This window comes from Streptomyces sp. Pv4-95, from assembly GCF_045782725.1.
GTDB lineage: Bacteria > Actinomycetota > Actinomycetes > Streptomycetales > Streptomycetaceae > Streptomyces.
The window spans coordinates 4,302,212-4,317,708 of record NZ_CP127172.1 but is presented as its reverse complement, the minus strand read 5'-3'; the positions used below and the strand labels follow the sequence as shown (position 1 = coordinate 4,317,708).

The 15,497-nt window shown below is 73.0% G+C and carries 15 protein-coding genes and 1 pseudogene; 6 read left to right on the top strand and 10 right to left on the bottom strand.

Features of this window, described 5'->3' with window-relative positions; genetic code table 11:
* Nucleotides 1-22: 22 nt before the first annotated feature.
* Nucleotides 23-610, bottom strand: coding sequence for a DUF6640 family protein (locus QOM21_RS18905; RefSeq protein ID WP_407551630.1), 588 nt, complete (start codon nt 608-610; stop codon nt 23-25).
* 114 nt (nt 611-724) lie between these two features.
* On the bottom strand, nt 725-1,213 hold the full coding sequence (locus QOM21_RS18900) for a luciferase family protein (protein ID WP_407551628.1): 489 nt from the start codon (nt 1,211-1,213) through the stop codon (nt 725-727).
* A 177-nt stretch (nt 1,214-1,390) separates the two neighbouring features.
* Here QOM21_RS18900 and QOM21_RS18895 point away from each other — a divergent pair, with 177 nt between their 5' ends.
* Complete coding sequence (locus tag QOM21_RS18895; protein WP_407551626.1) at nt 1,391-1,774, top strand: winged helix-turn-helix transcriptional regulator; 384 nt, start codon at nt 1,391-1,393, stop codon at nt 1,772-1,774.
* A gap of 741 nt (nt 1,775-2,515) precedes the next feature.
* Here the strand turns inward: QOM21_RS18895 and QOM21_RS18890 are convergent.
* Nucleotides 2,516-3,877 (bottom strand): serine/threonine-protein kinase, encoded by a 1,362-nt coding sequence (locus QOM21_RS18890; RefSeq protein WP_407551624.1) that lies wholly within the window; start codon nt 3,875-3,877, stop codon nt 2,516-2,518.
* Between the two features lie 923 nt (nt 3,878-4,800).
* On the opposite strand from QOM21_RS18890, the gene QOM21_RS18885 reads away from it, so the two are divergent.
* On the top strand, nt 4,801-5,343 hold the full coding sequence (locus QOM21_RS18885; RefSeq protein ID WP_407551622.1) for a DUF5994 family protein: 543 nt from the start codon (nt 4,801-4,803) through the stop codon (nt 5,341-5,343).
* 63 nt (nt 5,344-5,406) lie between these two features.
* Here the strand turns inward: QOM21_RS18885 and QOM21_RS18880 are convergent, their stop codons facing one another.
* Nucleotides 5,407-7,005 (bottom strand): alpha/beta hydrolase, encoded by a 1,599-nt coding sequence (locus QOM21_RS18880; protein WP_407551620.1) that lies wholly within the window; start codon nt 7,003-7,005, stop codon nt 5,407-5,409.
* 217 nt (nt 7,006-7,222) lie between these two features.
* On the opposite strand from QOM21_RS18880, the gene QOM21_RS18875 reads away from it, so the two are divergent.
* A complete protein-coding gene (locus QOM21_RS18875; protein WP_407551618.1) occupies nt 7,223-7,945 on the top strand; it encodes a histone deacetylase in 723 nt (240 codons plus the stop codon).
* A gap of 61 nt (nt 7,946-8,006) precedes the next feature.
* Here the strand turns inward: QOM21_RS18875 and QOM21_RS18870 are convergent, their stop codons facing one another.
* Nucleotides 8,007-8,798, bottom strand: a complete 792-nt coding sequence (locus QOM21_RS18870) for a TIGR01458 family HAD-type hydrolase (protein WP_407551617.1) — start codon at nt 8,796-8,798, stop codon at nt 8,007-8,009.
* 130 nt (nt 8,799-8,928) lie between these two features.
* Between QOM21_RS18870 and QOM21_RS18865 the strand changes: the two are divergent.
* Nucleotides 8,929-10,238, top strand: a pseudogene (locus tag QOM21_RS18865) (phosphoribosyltransferase family protein).
* Between the two features lie 451 nt (nt 10,239-10,689).
* Here the strand turns inward: QOM21_RS18865 and QOM21_RS18860 are convergent.
* The 5 genes from QOM21_RS18860 to QOM21_RS18840 form a co-directional block, all read right to left on the bottom strand.
* Complete coding sequence (locus QOM21_RS18860) at nt 10,690-11,163, bottom strand: DUF6344 domain-containing protein (RefSeq protein ID WP_407551615.1); 474 nt, start codon at nt 11,161-11,163, stop codon at nt 10,690-10,692.
* A 292-nt stretch (nt 11,164-11,455) separates the two neighbouring features.
* Nucleotides 11,456-11,875, bottom strand: a complete 420-nt coding sequence (locus QOM21_RS18855; protein WP_407551613.1) for a DUF5994 family protein — start codon at nt 11,873-11,875, stop codon at nt 11,456-11,458.
* Between the two features lie 96 nt (nt 11,876-11,971).
* Nucleotides 11,972-13,012, bottom strand: coding sequence for an acyl-CoA desaturase (locus tag QOM21_RS18850; RefSeq protein ID WP_407551611.1), 1,041 nt, complete (start codon nt 13,010-13,012; stop codon nt 11,972-11,974).
* A gap of 144 nt (nt 13,013-13,156) precedes the next feature.
* On the bottom strand, nt 13,157-13,531 hold the full coding sequence (locus QOM21_RS18845; RefSeq protein WP_407551609.1) for a hypothetical protein: 375 nt from the start codon (nt 13,529-13,531) through the stop codon (nt 13,157-13,159).
* 3 nt (nt 13,532-13,534) lie between these two features.
* On the bottom strand, nt 13,535-13,813 hold the full coding sequence (locus QOM21_RS18840) for a hypothetical protein (RefSeq protein ID WP_407551607.1): 279 nt from the start codon (nt 13,811-13,813) through the stop codon (nt 13,535-13,537).
* A 610-nt stretch (nt 13,814-14,423) separates the two neighbouring features.
* Between QOM21_RS18840 and QOM21_RS18835 the strand changes: the two genes are divergently transcribed.
* Together QOM21_RS18835 and QOM21_RS18830 are read left to right on the top strand one after the other, a co-directional pair.
* On the top strand, nt 14,424-14,816 hold the full coding sequence (locus QOM21_RS18835; protein ID WP_407555719.1) for a BlaI/MecI/CopY family transcriptional regulator: 393 nt from the start codon (nt 14,424-14,426) through the stop codon (nt 14,814-14,816).
* A 372-nt stretch (nt 14,817-15,188) separates the two neighbouring features.
* Nucleotides 15,189-15,437 (top strand): hypothetical protein, encoded by a 249-nt coding sequence (locus QOM21_RS18830; RefSeq protein WP_407551605.1) that lies wholly within the window; start codon nt 15,189-15,191, stop codon nt 15,435-15,437.
* The last annotated feature ends 60 nt before the right edge of the window (nt 15,438-15,497 follow it).

Sequence of the window (15,497 nt, the reverse complement as noted above, 5' to 3'; positions counted from 1 at the left end):
GCGGAGCACTCCCGATGGAGCTTCAGCGGTGGAACTCGTCCCCGTTCAGGCAGGTTGTGGGGCCGGCAGGTTCTGGCTGCGCGTTCCGGGTCAGTTGCTGCTTGTGGACGTGCCGGGGGGCCGGCGTCGGACGGGAGAGGAGGGCCGCTCCCGCGATCAGTGCCAGGGCGACGATCTCGATGACGGCCTGCACCGGCAGGCCGGCGATGTACATGCCCGGGGTATCGAACCGGGGATCGAAGTACGCGGCGCCCGGATAGAGGATGGCTGCCGCCTGGCTGACCCAGTACAGGCCGGCGAAGGCGACCGCGGCGCGCAGGTTGGAACCGGCGTCGCCGCGGCGGCGCCACACGAAGTAGAGCGTGGCCAGGGCCAGCAGGGTGCCCATGGCCATCGTCTGGCCGTTGTGGAACTTGGCGTGCGCGGGCCAGAGCGGATTGAGCACGTGGGTGTGGTTCCAGTCGGCGAGGTAGGGCGAGACGCCCGTGAAGAGGGCGACCAGCGAAAGCATCGCCTTGCCCACCACCGTGCGCGTCCGTGCTGCGGGCACCGCGGCCGACGGGGCGGGCGTTGCGGCGGAAACGGGCGCGGTCGAGGAGGAGTTACGCATCAGAAGGGCCTTTCGGTTCGTGGCGGCCGACCGGTCAGGGCCGGAGAGGGACGGTGGAGAGTCGGAATGCGGAGGGGATTTACCGGGGAGGGAGCGGACGCTGGGCGGGGAGGGTCAGAGCGCAGCCGGGTCGGAGAGCGGCGCGCGGCCCGTCGCGTAGGCGTAGCAAGCGCCTATGACCGTCTTGGCCACGGCCAGTTCGGCCTGGTCGCGTGGGGCGTAGAGCATCACGACGTTGATGCCGTGGTCGTACAGCGGGTGCTTCTCACCCCAGCCGCTGGAGAGGAATGCCGCGTGGTCGGCCGGGTCCAGCGCCAGGTGGAGACTGCCGTCGGCGTGCACGTGCGCGAACTCCTCATCGCCGCCCGGCGGCATCAGCACCGCACCCGGGGCGGCTGCCGTGCCGTCGAGGAACAGCGCGCGGGAGCTGGGAGCGGAAACCTTGCTCCGGCCCCAGGTGGTGCCGGGCAGCGCGGCGTCCATCCACTCCAGCAGCTCGCCCCTGGCCTCGGCGGGGCCGGTTTGGCTCAACTGCAGGTGGGGGACTTCGGGGCCCGTGTGCGGCCGGTCGCCTTCGCGGGTGGGGAGTGTCGGGAACGTCATGGTGGTGCCTCCTTGGTCGTCAGGGGACCGCTCACCCGCACGGGGCGCGGCCGGCATCGGCGACCCGGACGAAGCGGAGCCGCTGTGCACACCACCAGGCTAGTTTCCTCGGTATAGTGGTTTCCTATGGGAAAGTGCCCTGGTCATGATCACGGGGCAGGAGGGAGAGGAGGAGCCGTGGCCGATGCCATTGAGCAGGCGTGCCCGATCAACCCGGTGATCGACCTGGTGTTCAGCCGCTGGACCACACCGATCCTGTGGGTCCTGGAACACCACGGCCGGCTGCGCTTCAACGAGCTGCAGCGGTATCTGCCGACCATCACCCCCAAGGTCCTCACCCAGCGGCTGCGCCGGCTCGAACGCGACGGCCTGGTCATCCGCACGTACCACGCCGAGATCCCCCCGCGGGTCGAGTACGAGATCAGCGACCTGGGCCGCACCCTGACGCCGCTCTTCAGCGCCATCACGGACTGGTCCGGCGAGCACTTCCCGGCAGTGACCGCCGCCCGACGCGCGTACGACACCGCACGCGAGGAAGAAGAAGCCTGGGCCGAAGGCTGAACACAGCCGATCGGAGCTTGGCCGCTGCGTGCCGGGACACCCGTTGGCGCGACGGTCGGCGGTTCCCCTTGGGGCCGGTCGTCCGATACGCGTCTCTGACGGCAGCCGGGCCAACTCCCCTGGCGCCGCTCAGGATTCGAGCCGTCGTTCTGGCGCACTGCGCCCGCGCGCCAAGGACGCGGCGGGCCAGGCCGTACGCAGGGAGTCAGGAAGCGGGAGCACGGAGGCGGTCGTCCTCTGGGACGGGAGGACCGGCGCGGGGAGTTACACCTGCAACGGCATGTACGGCTGGGTACTGACCGCGACGCCTGCCGAGGGCAAGGGCGTCCTCAACTGGAAGCACTCCGGCTCCGGTTGGCCGGCCGGTTCGATGGCCGTCCCGTTCGGCGACATGGGCAGCGACCGCTGCGCCGAGATGCTCGTACGGATACCGGGCGGGGAACCGCGCCGGTACGCGGGTAAGTGCGGCGGCGCCTACACACCGGCCGACAGTCACGCATCGCTGGGGACCAGGTGGAGCGCGTACGGCGTGCTGACCGCTCCCGGCGACCCGACCGGGAACGGCCGCACCGGGGACGGCAGGAACGACGTGGTCGTACGGGACACGGCCGGGGATCCCTACCGCAACGGCGGCAAGGGCAACGGCTGCTTCTCGTCCCGGACGAGGGTCGCGACGGGCCGGCAGGGGTGCAAGGGCGTTTTCCGAGCCCGGCCCTCGTCTCGCTTCGCGCCGGGCCGGCTTCAGCGGAGCGACCCGGCCCAGTGCTTCAGGCTCGTGTACCAGTGGCCGATCTGGTGTCGCATGCTCCCGCCCCCGGTCACCCAGTCGTGCAGAGGGGGGATGCTCCAGACGGCCACACCCGCGAGGACGAGCGTCACGACGAGTGCGAGGGATGTCTTGAGGAGGATGCGGCGGCGGGGGCGGCCGGCCTCCCCGGTACGGGCCGACGGACTTCGGGGATCAGCCGCGGCCTCGGGAGCCGGCTGGGCTGCTCCGCAGTGTGGGCAGTTCGGCGGGCGGCCGGAGGAGGGGGCTTCCGCCGCGTCCTCGTTGCGCTCCTGCGGACGGCTCTCAGGCGGCTCCGCCACGGCTCCTGCCCCGCCTGCCGTTGCGTCTCCGCCGTGGGGCGTCCCGGTGACGACGGTGTCCGTACGCAGCGGCTGCATCGGGGCGCGAAGGAGGGTGGGCTGCGGGTCCGGGGGCAGGAGCGCGGCGGGATCGGCCGTCGACTCGGGCAGGAGGGCCGGTTCGCCGGTCTCCGCGGTGATCGCGCGCAGGGCACGGGCGAGGCTCGCGGCGCTGGGGCGTTCGAGGGGGTCCTTGCGCAGGCAGTGCTCGACGACGGTCCAGACGGGCTGGGGAAATCCCGCGGGGCGCTCGGGCTCCTCGCTCTGGTGGCGGTGGAGTATCTCCAGGGCGGTGCCGCCCTGGAAGGGGGCCTGTCCCGCGATCAGTTCATAGAGCAGGATTCCGGCGCTGTAGATGTCGACGGCGGAGGTCGGCTGGTGTCCCAGCGCGGACTCGGGCGCTATGTAGGAGGGCGTTCCGACGAACTCGTGGGTGCGGGTGAGGCCGGGGGCGTCCGCCAGGCGTGCGATGCCGAAGTCCGTGAGCATCGGCCGGATGTCGCCGGCGTCGTCCGTACAGGTGTCGGCGAGCATGATGTTCGCGGGCTTGAGGTCGCGGTGCAGCACGCCGTCGGCGTGACTGGCGGCCAGGGCGTCCGCTATGCGTTCGGTGAGCCGGACCGCTCGGAGCGGTTCCATGGGGCCCTGTTCCCGCAGGTATCGGTGCAGGTCGGGGCCGTCGATGAAGTCCATGACGAGAGCGAGCAGGTCGCCCTCGACGACCAGGTCGCGGGTGCGCACGATGTTGGCGTGGGTGAGGCGGCGGAGCGCGGAGTGTTCCTGGAGGAAGCGCAGCACCACGTCGGGGTCGCCGGCCAGTTCTTCCCTGAGCACCTTGATCGCGACGGTGGCCTCCGGCGCTTCGGTGCCGGTCGGCGTGTCCTGTGTGCCGGTGGGGCGGGCTCGCCACACCGTGCCGGAGGCGCCGCGCCCGAGCGGCTCTTCCAGCAGGTATTTGCTGCCTACCGGTCGCATATCGTCCGCTTCCTGGTCGTGGGGGCGGGCGTCGCGGAGCGCCCGTGGGGGCGGCCCCCACCGCGCTGTGAAGGCCGGTCCGGCTGGCCGGAGTTGTGCACAGTTCCGGTGCTTCGGCGGCTGTTTCCCGTAAGGGCGAGGCGGCCGGTGGCGCCGTCCTCAAGCGCGATGCCCGCTGCGTCGGGCATCGGAACACCCACCGCAGCAGAGCCGGGCGGACAGCATGACATGCCTTCTACCTGCGACAAAATGGCCAGGGTTGTCCATCGGAGTCGCGTACCGCTGCCGCCTCACCCCTCTCGCCGCCCGGGCAGGGCCTGCTGACGACAGCTGCTCCCGACACGCATCGGCCGCTTAACTTGTTCAGACAGGTTGCGATGAGATATCGGCTGTCACAGCCCTGCAACAGACCCCCTTGCCGGCGGCCGGAGCCGGTTTGAGGTCTCCGGCCGCCGGCAAGGGGTCTCGAACAGGAGCCTCACTGGGGCGGGCCTGGCCATCGACGGCTCCCCCTGTCGGCTCCTCCGCATAAGAGAGGACCGCATCGGCTTCATCGTGCGCAGGGAGGCTCACCCAAGCCCGCCGCCTGCCCGCCGAAGCCGGCCCGGCCCTCCCTCGCGGTAAAATGGGATGTGGGTAGGTGCACTCTCACGTGTCACCGCCCGGAAGGGCGACCCCGGTGCTGAATACGCCGGGGTCGTTGTCGTGTGCCTTCACATTCGGCGCGTGATGGCTCGCTTCGGGTCGATCATTCGGGCCGAATGATCGGGCGCCAACTCCTGCATCGCATCGGCCTGGCCAGCTGTTTCGGGAGTATTCTGGAGATACCGAGGATATTTCGCACACCGGCTTCCACGCCCGTGTCGTTTTCGGCGATTCACGACACCGGGCGATTCAGACCCGCCCGGGGCAGGGTTCGCGTCATGACCGCGACCATTCTGTACACGCCGGCGACGGAAGACCGGACTTCCTCTCTCGCTCTTCGCCTCACGCTCGCACCGGCCGGCACCGCTCCGGCCCTGCTCGACGGGGCTTGGTGGCCCCACTCCCGCGACCTCACGGCGGAACTCCCCGTCCTGGCGAGGGCGCTCGACCCGCTGTGGGGGCGGATCACGCACGCCACGGTGAACCCGGCGTTCTGGTCGGTCATCCCGCGGAAAGTGCCTGTTGACGGCCATGTGATGCGCGTCGGCTGGTTCACGGCCGAGCAGGACCCGCACAAACTGCTGCTGCTCTCCTACCGCACCGGCCGCTGGGACCTGCTGGTGATTCCGCCGGAGACCGGTCCGGCCGACGCGGCCCGGCTCATGGCCGAGGCCGCCGATCCGCTGAGCGCCCTCACGGCGAGCGGTCTGATGGCCGCGGCCGAGCAGCGCCGGACCGCCGCGGAGGTGGAGGCGGAGGTGGAGGCGGGGGTGGTCGCGGTCTGGGACTCCGAGGGCGGCCACGCGGCAGGCCGCCGCTGAACGGCAGGCGAACGGCGATGTCCTGGCGCGCCCTGTCCGCCCGTCGCTCCACCACCGCCCCGTTCAGTCCGCGCAGGTGGTGTCCCGGTGCGGTCGTCGGCCCTCGGTGAGGAAGGTGGTCACGGTGCGGTCCGCGCACGGGTTGCCGTTTGCGAGGTAGACGCCGTGGCCGCCGTGGTCGACCGTGACAAGGCGGGCGCGGCCGGCGAGGGCGGTGCGCATCTTGAGGGCCCCGGCGTACGGGGTGTTGGGGTCGCGCAGGTTCTGGACCATCAGGATGTTGGACGGGCCTTCGGCGGTGATCCGGGTGGGCTTGTCCGCCGGGCGGTCCTTCCAGAAGGCACACGGCGGGATGTTGGCGGGACTCCCGGCCGTGAGGGGGTGGCGGACGCGGTCCTCGGCCACCGCGCGCCGGTACGTGGACACCGACCCTGGCCAGCGCACATCGTTGCAGATGACGGCCATGGTCACTGCCGCGTCCCGGTCGGGCAGCGGCCCGGCGAGGACGGCGGGCAGGACCGGCTTCGCCGCCGGGTCCTGGGCCGCCCGGACGAGCCGCGCCGGCTCGGCAAAGAGGTCGTCGTCCTGCAGGGCGATCTGGAGGGCCAGCCGCAGCCGGTTGCCGGTCAGCGGGACGCCCGGGGTGGTCGATTCCTTCGGCTCGCGGTCCAGCTCGGCCGCCAGGGCGAGAAACAACGGCCTTACGTCCTCGGGCCGTTGGGCGAGTCGCAGCCCTTGGTCGTCCCTGGCGGGGTCCGCCGCCCACCGGGCGAAGTCGGGGAACCGGTCGTCCGCGCCGACCGCGGTGTTCGCCAGCCAGCCCCGCTCCACGCGGGCCGGGTCGGGGTCACCCGCGCTGTCCAGCACCCAACGGTCTGTGTGCTGCGGGTACTTCTGCGCGTACACGGCGCCGACATAGGTCCCGTACGAGACGCCCCAGGCCGACAGTCTCCGCTCGCCGAGCGCCTGGCGGAAGCGGTCGATGTCGCGTACCTCGTTCGCGGTGGAGAGGCTGCGCAGCACCGCTCCACCGTGCCGGCCGCACGCGTCGGCGATCCGCCGGGACCTGGCGGCGTTCTCCGCGATGTCGCCGTCCGGGCCCGGCCAGGACCGCAGGGCCACCAGGTGCCGGTCCGCCGGTTCGAGCGCGCAGCTCGCGGTCGTGCTGCCGCCGACGCCGCGCGGGTCGAAGCTGACCATGTCGTACGCCCCGGCCATCTCCTTGCGCAATGCGGCCCCCTTCTGCGCGAGGTGTCGCACGCCGGAGCCGCCCGGCCCGCCGGGGATGAGCAGCAGCGTCCCGCGCCGCGCCGCGGGCCGGTCGCTGCGGAGGCGCGTCACGGCGAGGGAGATCTGCGGGCCGTTCGGGTCGGCGTGGTCGAGCGGTACGGGCAGGGTGGCGCACTCCAGCTCGGCGGGGCCGTTGGACGGCGCGCAGGGCCGCCAGGTGAGACCCGGCGCGGCGGAGGTGCGGGGCGTGGCTTCCGCGTGGGCGGGCCGGGCAGGGGCGGTCACCAGGGTCGCCGCGACGGCCGTGGCGGAGAGCGTGAGGAGCAGCGCCCGCTGCGCGACCCGGGAGGGCGGGGAAGGGCGCGAGGGAGGGGAGGCGGCGGGGTTGCGGGTGCGCAGGGATTCGGATGCGTCGGGACGGTAAGTCGGCATGTGGCCAGGGTTGTTGAGCGGAGGCGCGCGGCCCATCCGGCAAGCAGGACAGTGGGGGTGGGGGTAGCCCCCGGCGTTGTTGGTGGCTACCCGGCGGCCACACGGGCCTCCGGTGGCCGGGCCCTGTGCGCCGGTGCGCGTTTCCTGTTCCGGCGGAACGGGGAGGGCTCAAGCCCGGTGGCAGCGGCATGCCACGACGTCCCCACGGAGTGAGTACGTGATCAGGCCCCGACGACTCGAAGCTCTTGGCGGGTTCGACGGGCCCGTCCGCCATGTCTGGTACGCGGCGTACGGGTCCAACATGCATCTGGACCGGCTGGCCGCCTACCTCCACGGCGGCCGCCCGGTGGGCGGGCGGCTGGCCTCTCCCGGCTGCCGGGATCCGCGCGGGCCGGCCCGTACGGAGGCGGTCCTGCTGCCGGGGCTGGTCTACTTCGCCACCGAGTCGGAGGTGTGGACCGGCGGCCGGGCCTTCTACGACCCGGGGGCGGCGGGCGAAGTGCCCGGCCGTGCCTATCTGCTGACCGCCCAGCAGTTCTCCGACATCGTCGCGCAGGAGATGTACCGGGAGCCGGGGGAGGACCTGGACCTGACGGAGGTACTCGCGCGAGGCCGGGCACGGATGGGCCCTGGACGGTACGAAACGCTGGTCTGCCCGGGGCAGTTGGACGGCTACCCGGTGCTGACCTTCACCTGCCCCTGGCAGCGGGCGGATGTCGCGGTGAGCACTCCTTCCTGGGCGTATCTGCGGCACCTCATCGCCGGGATCACGGCCGCGCACGGCTGGAGCGTGCGGCAGGCCGCCGAGTACGTGGCCGGGTGCCCGGGCGCCGACGGGCAGTGGACGGCCGCGCGCATCACCGCGCTGGCAGAAGAGGACGGGGCACAGGGCGGGCCGGGGAGAGCGGCCGGAGAGAGTGGAGCGGACGCCGGGGGGTGAGTGCCACCCCGTGGGGCGGGAGTGCATCCCGGCCGGGGTGAGTCCGCAGCGGGCCTCCGCGCTACGTCCTGCCTTCCAGCAGGTCGGGGAGGTCCGCGAAGCTGTCGAGGACGTGGTCGGGGGTGCCGTCGGCCGCCTCGTGCGTCTCCCGGCGGTACTTGCCGGTCCTGACGAGGACGCCGGTGATGCCGCTGCGCTGGGCGGCCAGCACATCGGACTCGATGTCGTCGCCCACCATGAGCGTGGCGCCGGCCGTGGCGCCGAGGTGCGCCAGCGCCGTGGCGAAGAAATCCGCGGAGGGCTTGCCGGTGACCGCGGCCTCCACCCGCGCGGCCCGCTCCAGGCCGGGGAGGAAGGCACCGGTGTCGAGGTCGAGCCCGTCCGCCGTACGCCAGTAGAGGTTGCGGTGCATGGCGACCAGCCGGGCACCGTGCTGGAGGTGCCGGAAGACGGAGTTGAGGGCCGGGTAGCCGAACTCCTCGCCCGCGCCGCCCAGCACGACCACGTCCGGGGTGCCGGTGTCCCCTTCCCCGAGGAGCGTGACGCCCGCCAGGTCCTCTCGGACGTCACCGCTGCTGAGGAGCAGGCAGCGGGCGTCCGGGTGGTGCGCGCGCAGGTACCCGGCGGTCACGGCGGGAGCCGTCAGGATGTCGTCGGCGACGATCGGGAAGCCCACCCCCGAGAGCTTCTCGGCGATCGCGGCCCGGCTGCGCGAGGTGGTGTTGGTGACCAGCGCCAGCGGCAGGTCCTCGGCGCGCAGCCGTTCCATCGCCTCGACGGCGCCGGGCAGGGGCTTCCAGGAGACCGTGAGCACGCCGTCGATATCGATCAGGACCGCTCCGATTCGTTCCATACCGGCGACCGTAGCCCCGCGGGCGGCGCGGTGGCCGTCACCGCCCCGACTTGCGAAATGTCCGTACATGAGGTTGTTTCGAAGGAGGTGTGAACGTGGTTACCGTCTCCCCTCGCAGGGGGTGAACACCGTGTTGTTCACTGACCGCGCGGACGCCGGCCGCCGCCTCGCAGAGGCGTTGCAAGGGCTGGCGGACGACGACCCCATAGTGCTCGGGCTGCCCCGTGGCGGCGTCCCGGTGGCTTTCCAGGTCGCGAGAGCTCTCCGCGCCCCCCTCGATGTGATCGTGGTCCGCAAACTCGGCGTGCCCTACCACCCGGAGCTGGGCTTCGGCGCCATCGGCGAGGGCGGGGTGCGGGTGATCAGCGACGACGTCGTACGGCGTGGCGGGGTGCGCCCCGAGGATCTGGAGTCCGTCCAGCGGACCGAGGAGGCGGAGCTGGCCCGGCAGGCGCAGCGGTTCCGGGCCGGGCGGCCCCGACTGCCGCTCGACGGCCGGACGGCGATCGTGGTGGACGACGGGATCGCGACCGGCTCCACGGCCGCCGCCGCGTGCGAGGTGGTGCGGGCACAGGGGGCGGCAAGGGTGGTGCTCGCCGTCCCGGTGGCGCCTCCGGACGCGGCGGCCCGGCTGCGCACCGCGGTCGATGAGGTCGTCTGCCTGTCCACGCCGCTGGGCTTCGCCGCCGTCGGCGAGTGGTACGCGGACTTCTCCCAGACGCCGGACGAGGAGGTCGTCGCCCTGCTCGCCCGTGCCGAGGTCACGCCCGGCCCGCGCGGCCCCCACCGGCAGCCGGGCTGACGAGGGAGGTGGCGGCGGTGGATGTGGACGCGGGCGGCATACGGCTCGCCGGTGACCTGGTGCTGCCGGAAGGCGCCGGAGCGGTCGTGATGTTCGCGCACGGCTCGGGCAGCAGCCGGCACAGCCCGCGCAACCGCGCGGTGGCCGCCGCCCTGAACCGGGCGGGCCTGGGCACACTGCTCTTCGACCTGCTCACGCCCGCGGAGGAAGCGGACCGGGCGAACGTCTTCGACATCGGGACCCTGGCGCAGCGGCTCGCCGGCGCCACCCGCTGGCTGCGGGACCGGGAGGCGGTCCCGATCGGCTATTTCGGCGCGAGCACCGGCGCCGCGGCGGCACTCCGGGCCGCCGCGTCCCCGGACACGGACGTCGGCGCGGTGGTCTCGCGCGGCGGCCGCCCCGACCTGGCCGGGGCAGGGCTCGGCGACGTGGCCGCGCCGACGCTGCTCATCGTGGGCGGCAGCGATACGACCGTGCTGGACCTCAACCGGCAGGCGCAGGCCGAGCTGCGCTGCGAGAACCGGCTGGAGGTCATCGAGGACGCGACCCACCTCTTCGAGGAGCCGGGCGCCCTGGACGAGGTCGCCGACCTGGCCCGGGACTGGTTCACGCGGCACCTGGTGGCGGTGGCGCGGTAGCGGGCCGGCGTGGCAGGCGCGTGCGCAACCCGAGGTCGCGGGCCGCGGGCGGATGGCGGCTCCTGGATGCGCGGAGGGTGTGGCGAGGCCGGCAGGGCCGGGCCCTGATGACTCGCCGAGGAAGTCTGTGTCGCTGAAATCTGTGTCGCTCCACGGCGCTGCGGCCATACGGCTCCGGGGCTCGCGTGCCCTACATCGCCGCGCCGCTGCGTCTTCCAGGTCCGCTAGCTGGGTCCTCCAGGGCCTCTAGCTCCTCCAAGGTCCTCTACGTCTCGTTCCGGTCTCCGTGTCGCTGCGCCGGGTAGCTGTCGCTGCTCCTGCTGCGAGGCCGGCTGCGTCTTTGCGTGCTGCGTCGCGTGCTGCGTCTTTTCGGGCAGGGCATCGGTCCGTCACTTCGGCGTCGATGCGTGCTGCTCTGCGTCTTTGCGTGCTGCGTCTTTGGGTCCCCGGGTCAGCGCGCGCAAGCGGCGTGTTCGCGGCGACGGGCCGCCGGGATGGCCGCGGGAACGGCCTGGGCGCCGGAGTGCAGCGCGGCCTCCGCGGGGAGGGTGGACAGCGGCTCGACGCCGTTGGCCAGGCGCGTGCGCGAGGTCGGCGAGGCGCCGTGGGCCTCGGCACGGATGCGCTGCTTGATCGTGGGCGGCAGCTGCGGACAGCTGAGCATCCGGCCCAGGGAACGCCCCTGGTCGTACCGCGGCGCCGGAGGCTTCACGGGAACGCCCGCGGTCCCAGGGTCCGGGTCCCGCGGGGTGCTCGGGCCGCGCTGTGCCGGGGTGAAGGGGATCGCCGGGCGCGTCGTGGCCTCGTACAGCGCGGCCTCTCTGCGTGCCGCCGCGGCCGGGGCGGAGACGCCCAGTGCGGCGAGCAGCTTGCCCAGCACGGCCAGGCACACCGCCCAGAACTTCATGACCTTGGTCGCAGCCATGGTCCCTCGCTTTCGGTGAGGATCTCTCCGGGAGATCCACGGGTGGGTCGGCACCGGATCCATGGGGGATCTGTTGCGTTTTCTTATGATGAGTACGCAATGCGAGGAACTGTGGAGCAACGCCCCTGGATCGGCGTTCTTCGGATGAACAGCACTCGGACGCAGTAGTCGGCCACTCGTCCGCAGTACGGGCCGCAGGCGCCGTGTTGCGGCGGCGGGCATCGTGCCGGTCACTCAGGGCGGGGGACGTCGGCGTCCTGCGGCCCGGCGGCGGACGGCCGGGCCGCGGTGGTCAGGCGGGCGTCAGACCGGTGGTCCCGGCCATCTCCGCCATGATCCGGATGGCCTCGGGCTCGGGCGCCGCGGGTGGGATGACCAGCAGGTCCCAGCGGCCGTTGCCGTGCGAGACGAGGCAGATGGTGTCGGGGCCGGGGCGGTCGGCGATTCTGCGCAGCCGGACGACGTGGCCGGCGACGAGCAGCCGGCCGGGCAGCGCGGGCCAGAGAGGACCGCTCACCGTGGCGTGGGTGATGGGCGGCCAGTCGAAGGGCAAGGCGCCCAGCAGTTCCGGCAGTTCGGTCACCAGGTCGGCCGAGTGCGGCCACCACGCGCCGTCTATCCGGCGCGGGAGCCCGCTGTGCGGCGCGATGGTCAGCCGGGAGACGAGCGGCGGGGCGGGGTGCTCGGGCCGGGCGCCGAGGGCGGTGGTCATGGGGTGCTCCTGACGGAGTGCGGGCAGTGCGGTGACCCGGCACCGGGGCGCGGTACCGGGTCGCCGCACAGGCGGAGGCGGCGCATGGCCCGGGCTCTAGGCGCTGCTCGCCGCCTCGACGCGGCGGGACGCGACCCGTGCCGGGTCAGGCCACCGGACGTCGTACACCCAGCCGAGGCGTTCGAAGAGCCGGATGAGCCCGGCGGAGACATCGATCTGACCGCGGTCGACGCCGTGCCGGGCGCAGGTCGGGTCGGCGTGGTGCAGGTTGTGCCAGCTCTCGCCGAACGAGAGCAGCGCCAGCGGCCACAGGTTCGTCGCCCGGTCGTGCCGCCGGGTGCGGAACGGCCGCTCGCCGATCAGGTGGCAGAGCGAGTTGACGCTCCAGGTGACGTGGTGCAGCAGGGCGATACGCAGGAAGCCCGCCCACAGCAGGGCCGTCAGCCCCGCGACCCAGGAGCCGCCGATGGCCCAGCCCAGCAGGAACGGCAGGCCGAGGGTGACCAGGCACAGCACGGGGAACGCCCGGTCCACCGCACGGATCCCGCGGTCGGCGAGCAGGTCGGGCGCGTAGTGCTCGTGCGAGGTGGGGTCGTTGCCGAACAGCCAGCCGATGTGCGAGTGCACCAGGCCGCGCAGCTGACCGCCCAGGCCGGTGCCGTAGCGGTAGGGGGAGTGCGGGTCGCCCGGCCGGTCGGTGAAGGCGTGGTGGCGGCGGTGGGTGGCGACCCAGTCGATGACGTCGCCCTGGAAGCTGAGCGACCCGGCGAGGGCGAGGGCGATGCGCAGCGCGGGCTTCGCGGTGTAGCTGCCGTGGGTCAGGCCGCGGTGGAATCCGACGGTGACTCCCAGGCCGCTGATGAGGTAGAACACCGCCGCGAGCACGAGGTCGGTGGGGCCGACGACCTTGCCCCACAGCAGCGGGATGGCGATGGCCAGGCCCACGAACGGGGCGAGGACGATGATGCCGGTCACCGTCACATACATCCGCCGCCCGCTACTGGGCGGTGGCTCGGGGCCGTCGGTGGGAAAGGGTGAGACGCCGTCGTACTCCTGCTTGCGCGGCGGCTGCTTCCGCGGCCCCTGGGGCGGGCCGGTTCCGGTGGTGGATGCGGGGGGATGCGCTGACACGGACACTCCAGGTGCCTCGGGGATGGTGGAGCGGCGGCCGGGGCGCCGGGCTGCTTCCTGGACGGGGACGAAGGGAAGAGGGAACGGGGGAGAAGGGGAAGTGGGGAAAGGGGACGGACGTCCCGCACGGGCCCCGCTTCGGCCGCGGACTCAGCCGGACTCGCCGTGGTGCACGCGCCCGTTGACGGTGTCGGTCCTGCTGCCGTGGCGCCCACGGCGCTGCGGCGGCGCGGAGGCCGCGGGGCCGCGCGAGGTGCTGACCTCACGCAGGGTGTCGACGGTGAGGTACAGGCGCGTGCCGCTGCCGTCGTCGCCCGCGGGGTAGCTGCGCTGCTCCTCACCGACGAAGACGCGGTGGATGACCTCGGCGACCTGCCGGGCCGCGTCGGGGGTGGCCGAGACGATCCGGACTTCGGCCAGGCCCGGCGCCGGCAGCGGGTGGTCCGCGTGCGGTGCGCGATGACGCGTGTCATAGCGGGGGGTGCTCGCGTCGGCGGCCGGCTGCGGATCGGCACAGATATTCACAGGTCATCGCCAGTCTCGGGGGCGCGCGTCGTCATCCGTCAGGGGGTCGCGCGGCGGTTGCTGTGCCGAGTGGGTGCCCGGGTGGATGGTGGGGTCCTCGTCCTGCGCGGTCTTGCGCGCCCAGAAGCGGTGGGTGGGACGCTGCGCCTGGTGGTGCCGCGGCGGGGCCGGATGTCGGTGGGTCGCGAGCCGCCCGGCCTGCTGGGAGTTCATCTTGATCAGGAAGAGTGCCCCCAGCGCCACCAGCGCGAGCAGCACGATCACGGTCAGCAGAGTCTGCATGGTGCTCACCTCACTCGGGCGGATCGCGGCAGGTCCCTTGCGCGCCCGGTGTTGTGGAGATCCGAGGACGAGAGCGGCGTACTGCCGACATACGTGGTCCCCTCGGTTTCCTCCACCGTACTCCGCCCGCGGCCCGGAAATCCGCCCGAGACGGGTGATATGGGAGGAACTCGCGCGTAAGCAGCGATGACGGGACGAAGACCCACAGATGTCGAGGAGTGATCGGGGGATCGGTCGGGCCGGCCGGGCCCGGTCCGCCCGTCGGCCGCCGCCTCGGGCCGGGCGCCCGAAAACACCCGCGTCCGGGCCCTTAGCCGGGCCCCGGACGCTCAGTAGGATGCCCCGACGTCCCGGCAGCGGGGCACCTGGCGCGACGGGAGACGACGGCATGGGCGGGAAGCCCTCCGGGGAAGCCCTCGGCGATTCCTTCGAGGAGCCACGCGAAGGGCGCGGCGAGGAGCGAAGCGAGGAGCCGCACGGAGTGCCGCGCGAAGGCCCTGACGGCTCCGGCGCGCCTCGCCGCCCCGAAGATCCCGCCGGGTCCGGCGCCCCGGACAGCCCCGGCGCCGATCCCGCCGACCGGGGGCGTCGCCGACGCGGGCAAGGCCAGCTGGAGGCGCAGGTGCTAGCCGCGCTGCACCGCGCGCCCGGCCCGGCGACCGCCGCCCGCGTCCAGGAGCAGCTCGGCGGCGGTCTCGCGTACACCACCGTGGTGACGATCCTGTCCCGGCTGCACGCCAAGAAGGCCGTCACCCGCGAGCGGGCGGGCCGCGCCTACGTCTGGACGCCGACCGCCGACGAGGCCGGGCTGGCGGCACTGCGGATGCACCGCGTGCTGGACGGCGAACCGGACCGGGACGCCGTCCTCACCGGCTTCGCCGCCGCGCTCTCCCCGCGGGACGCGCGGCTGCTGCGCGCCCTCCTCGACCGCGTACCGGAAGAGCGGCAGGAGCCCGCCCCGGAGTCCGCCGCCGGGCGCCCCGCCCCCGGCCACCGCACCTGAACGGGACGCCGGCCCTCCCGGCGCGGTCGTACACGGAGCCCTCGCGGAGACCACAGCGGACCCGCGTCCCGTGCCCCGCGGGCCCCGTGCCCCCCGCACGCCTCTCTGCGCCCCGCACACTCCCTCGCCCACCGTTCGGGCCCGCGCGCCCACAACTCCCCACGCGCCCCACGCACCGTTGCCGCTTTCGCCCAACACGGCGGTAGCCCCGTTCGTCGTTCTCGGAGCGGTCACGCCCTTGTGCGGGCACACTGATCTCTGACTCTCCTGATTTCTCGGGCTGTTCCGATGCATTTCGGGCAACTTCTACAGTCTTGTAGATACTGCCGGTAGAGTTTCCGGCGGATGCAACAGGCGCGGCCGGAGGGGGAGATGGCGACGAGGTGCGGACTCCTGACCTGGGACTGCCCGCCACCGGAGGCGGAGGTGCGATGGGTCTATCAACCCGTGGAGGTCCACTCCCCGGACGGCACATGGCAGTTGGGCCGGATCAGCGCCTGGTGGACGGACGGCGCCGGCGAGCTGTGGTGCCGGCTGCGCACCCTGCCCGGCGGCAGCGCCCCGCGGTGGCTGCGTTACGACCCCGAATCGGTACGGCTGGTGACCAGCACCGGCATCTGACCGCTCCCCTTTCCCACCGGCCCTCGCCCGCTTCTCCGCCCCCGCCCCCGGCCGCCGTTG

What these genes read in the sequence shown, in the direction of transcription:
- QOM21_RS18905 (WP_407551630.1), bottom strand. Translation starts at nt 610, where the DNA reads ATGCGTAACTCCTCCTCGACCGCGCCCGTTTCCGCCGCAACGCCCGCC.
- QOM21_RS18900 (WP_407551628.1), bottom strand. Translation starts at nt 1,213, where the DNA reads ATGACGTTCCCGACACTCCCCACCCGCGAAGGCGACCGGCCGCACACG.
- QOM21_RS18890 (WP_407551624.1), bottom strand. Translation starts at nt 3,877, where the DNA reads ATGCGACCGGTAGGCAGCAAATACCTGCTGGAAGAGCCGCTCGGGCGC.
- QOM21_RS18885 (WP_407551622.1), top strand. Translation starts at nt 4,801, where the DNA reads ATGACCGCGACCATTCTGTACACGCCGGCGACGGAAGACCGGACTTCC.
- QOM21_RS18880 (WP_407551620.1), bottom strand. Translation starts at nt 7,005, where the DNA reads ATGCCGACTTACCGTCCCGACGCATCCGAATCCCTGCGCACCCGCAAC.
- QOM21_RS18870 (WP_407551617.1), bottom strand. Translation starts at nt 8,798, where the DNA reads ATGGAACGAATCGGAGCGGTCCTGATCGATATCGACGGCGTGCTCACG.
- QOM21_RS18860 (WP_407551615.1), bottom strand. Translation starts at nt 11,163, where the DNA reads ATGGCTGCGACCAAGGTCATGAAGTTCTGGGCGGTGTGCCTGGCCGTG.
- QOM21_RS18855 (WP_407551613.1), bottom strand. Translation starts at nt 11,875, where the DNA reads ATGACCACCGCCCTCGGCGCCCGGCCCGAGCACCCCGCCCCGCCGCTC.
- QOM21_RS18840 (WP_407551607.1), bottom strand. Translation starts at nt 13,813, where the DNA reads ATGCAGACTCTGCTGACCGTGATCGTGCTGCTCGCGCTGGTGGCGCTG.
- QOM21_RS18830 (WP_407551605.1), top strand. Translation starts at nt 15,189, where the DNA reads ATGGCGACGAGGTGCGGACTCCTGACCTGGGACTGCCCGCCACCGGAG.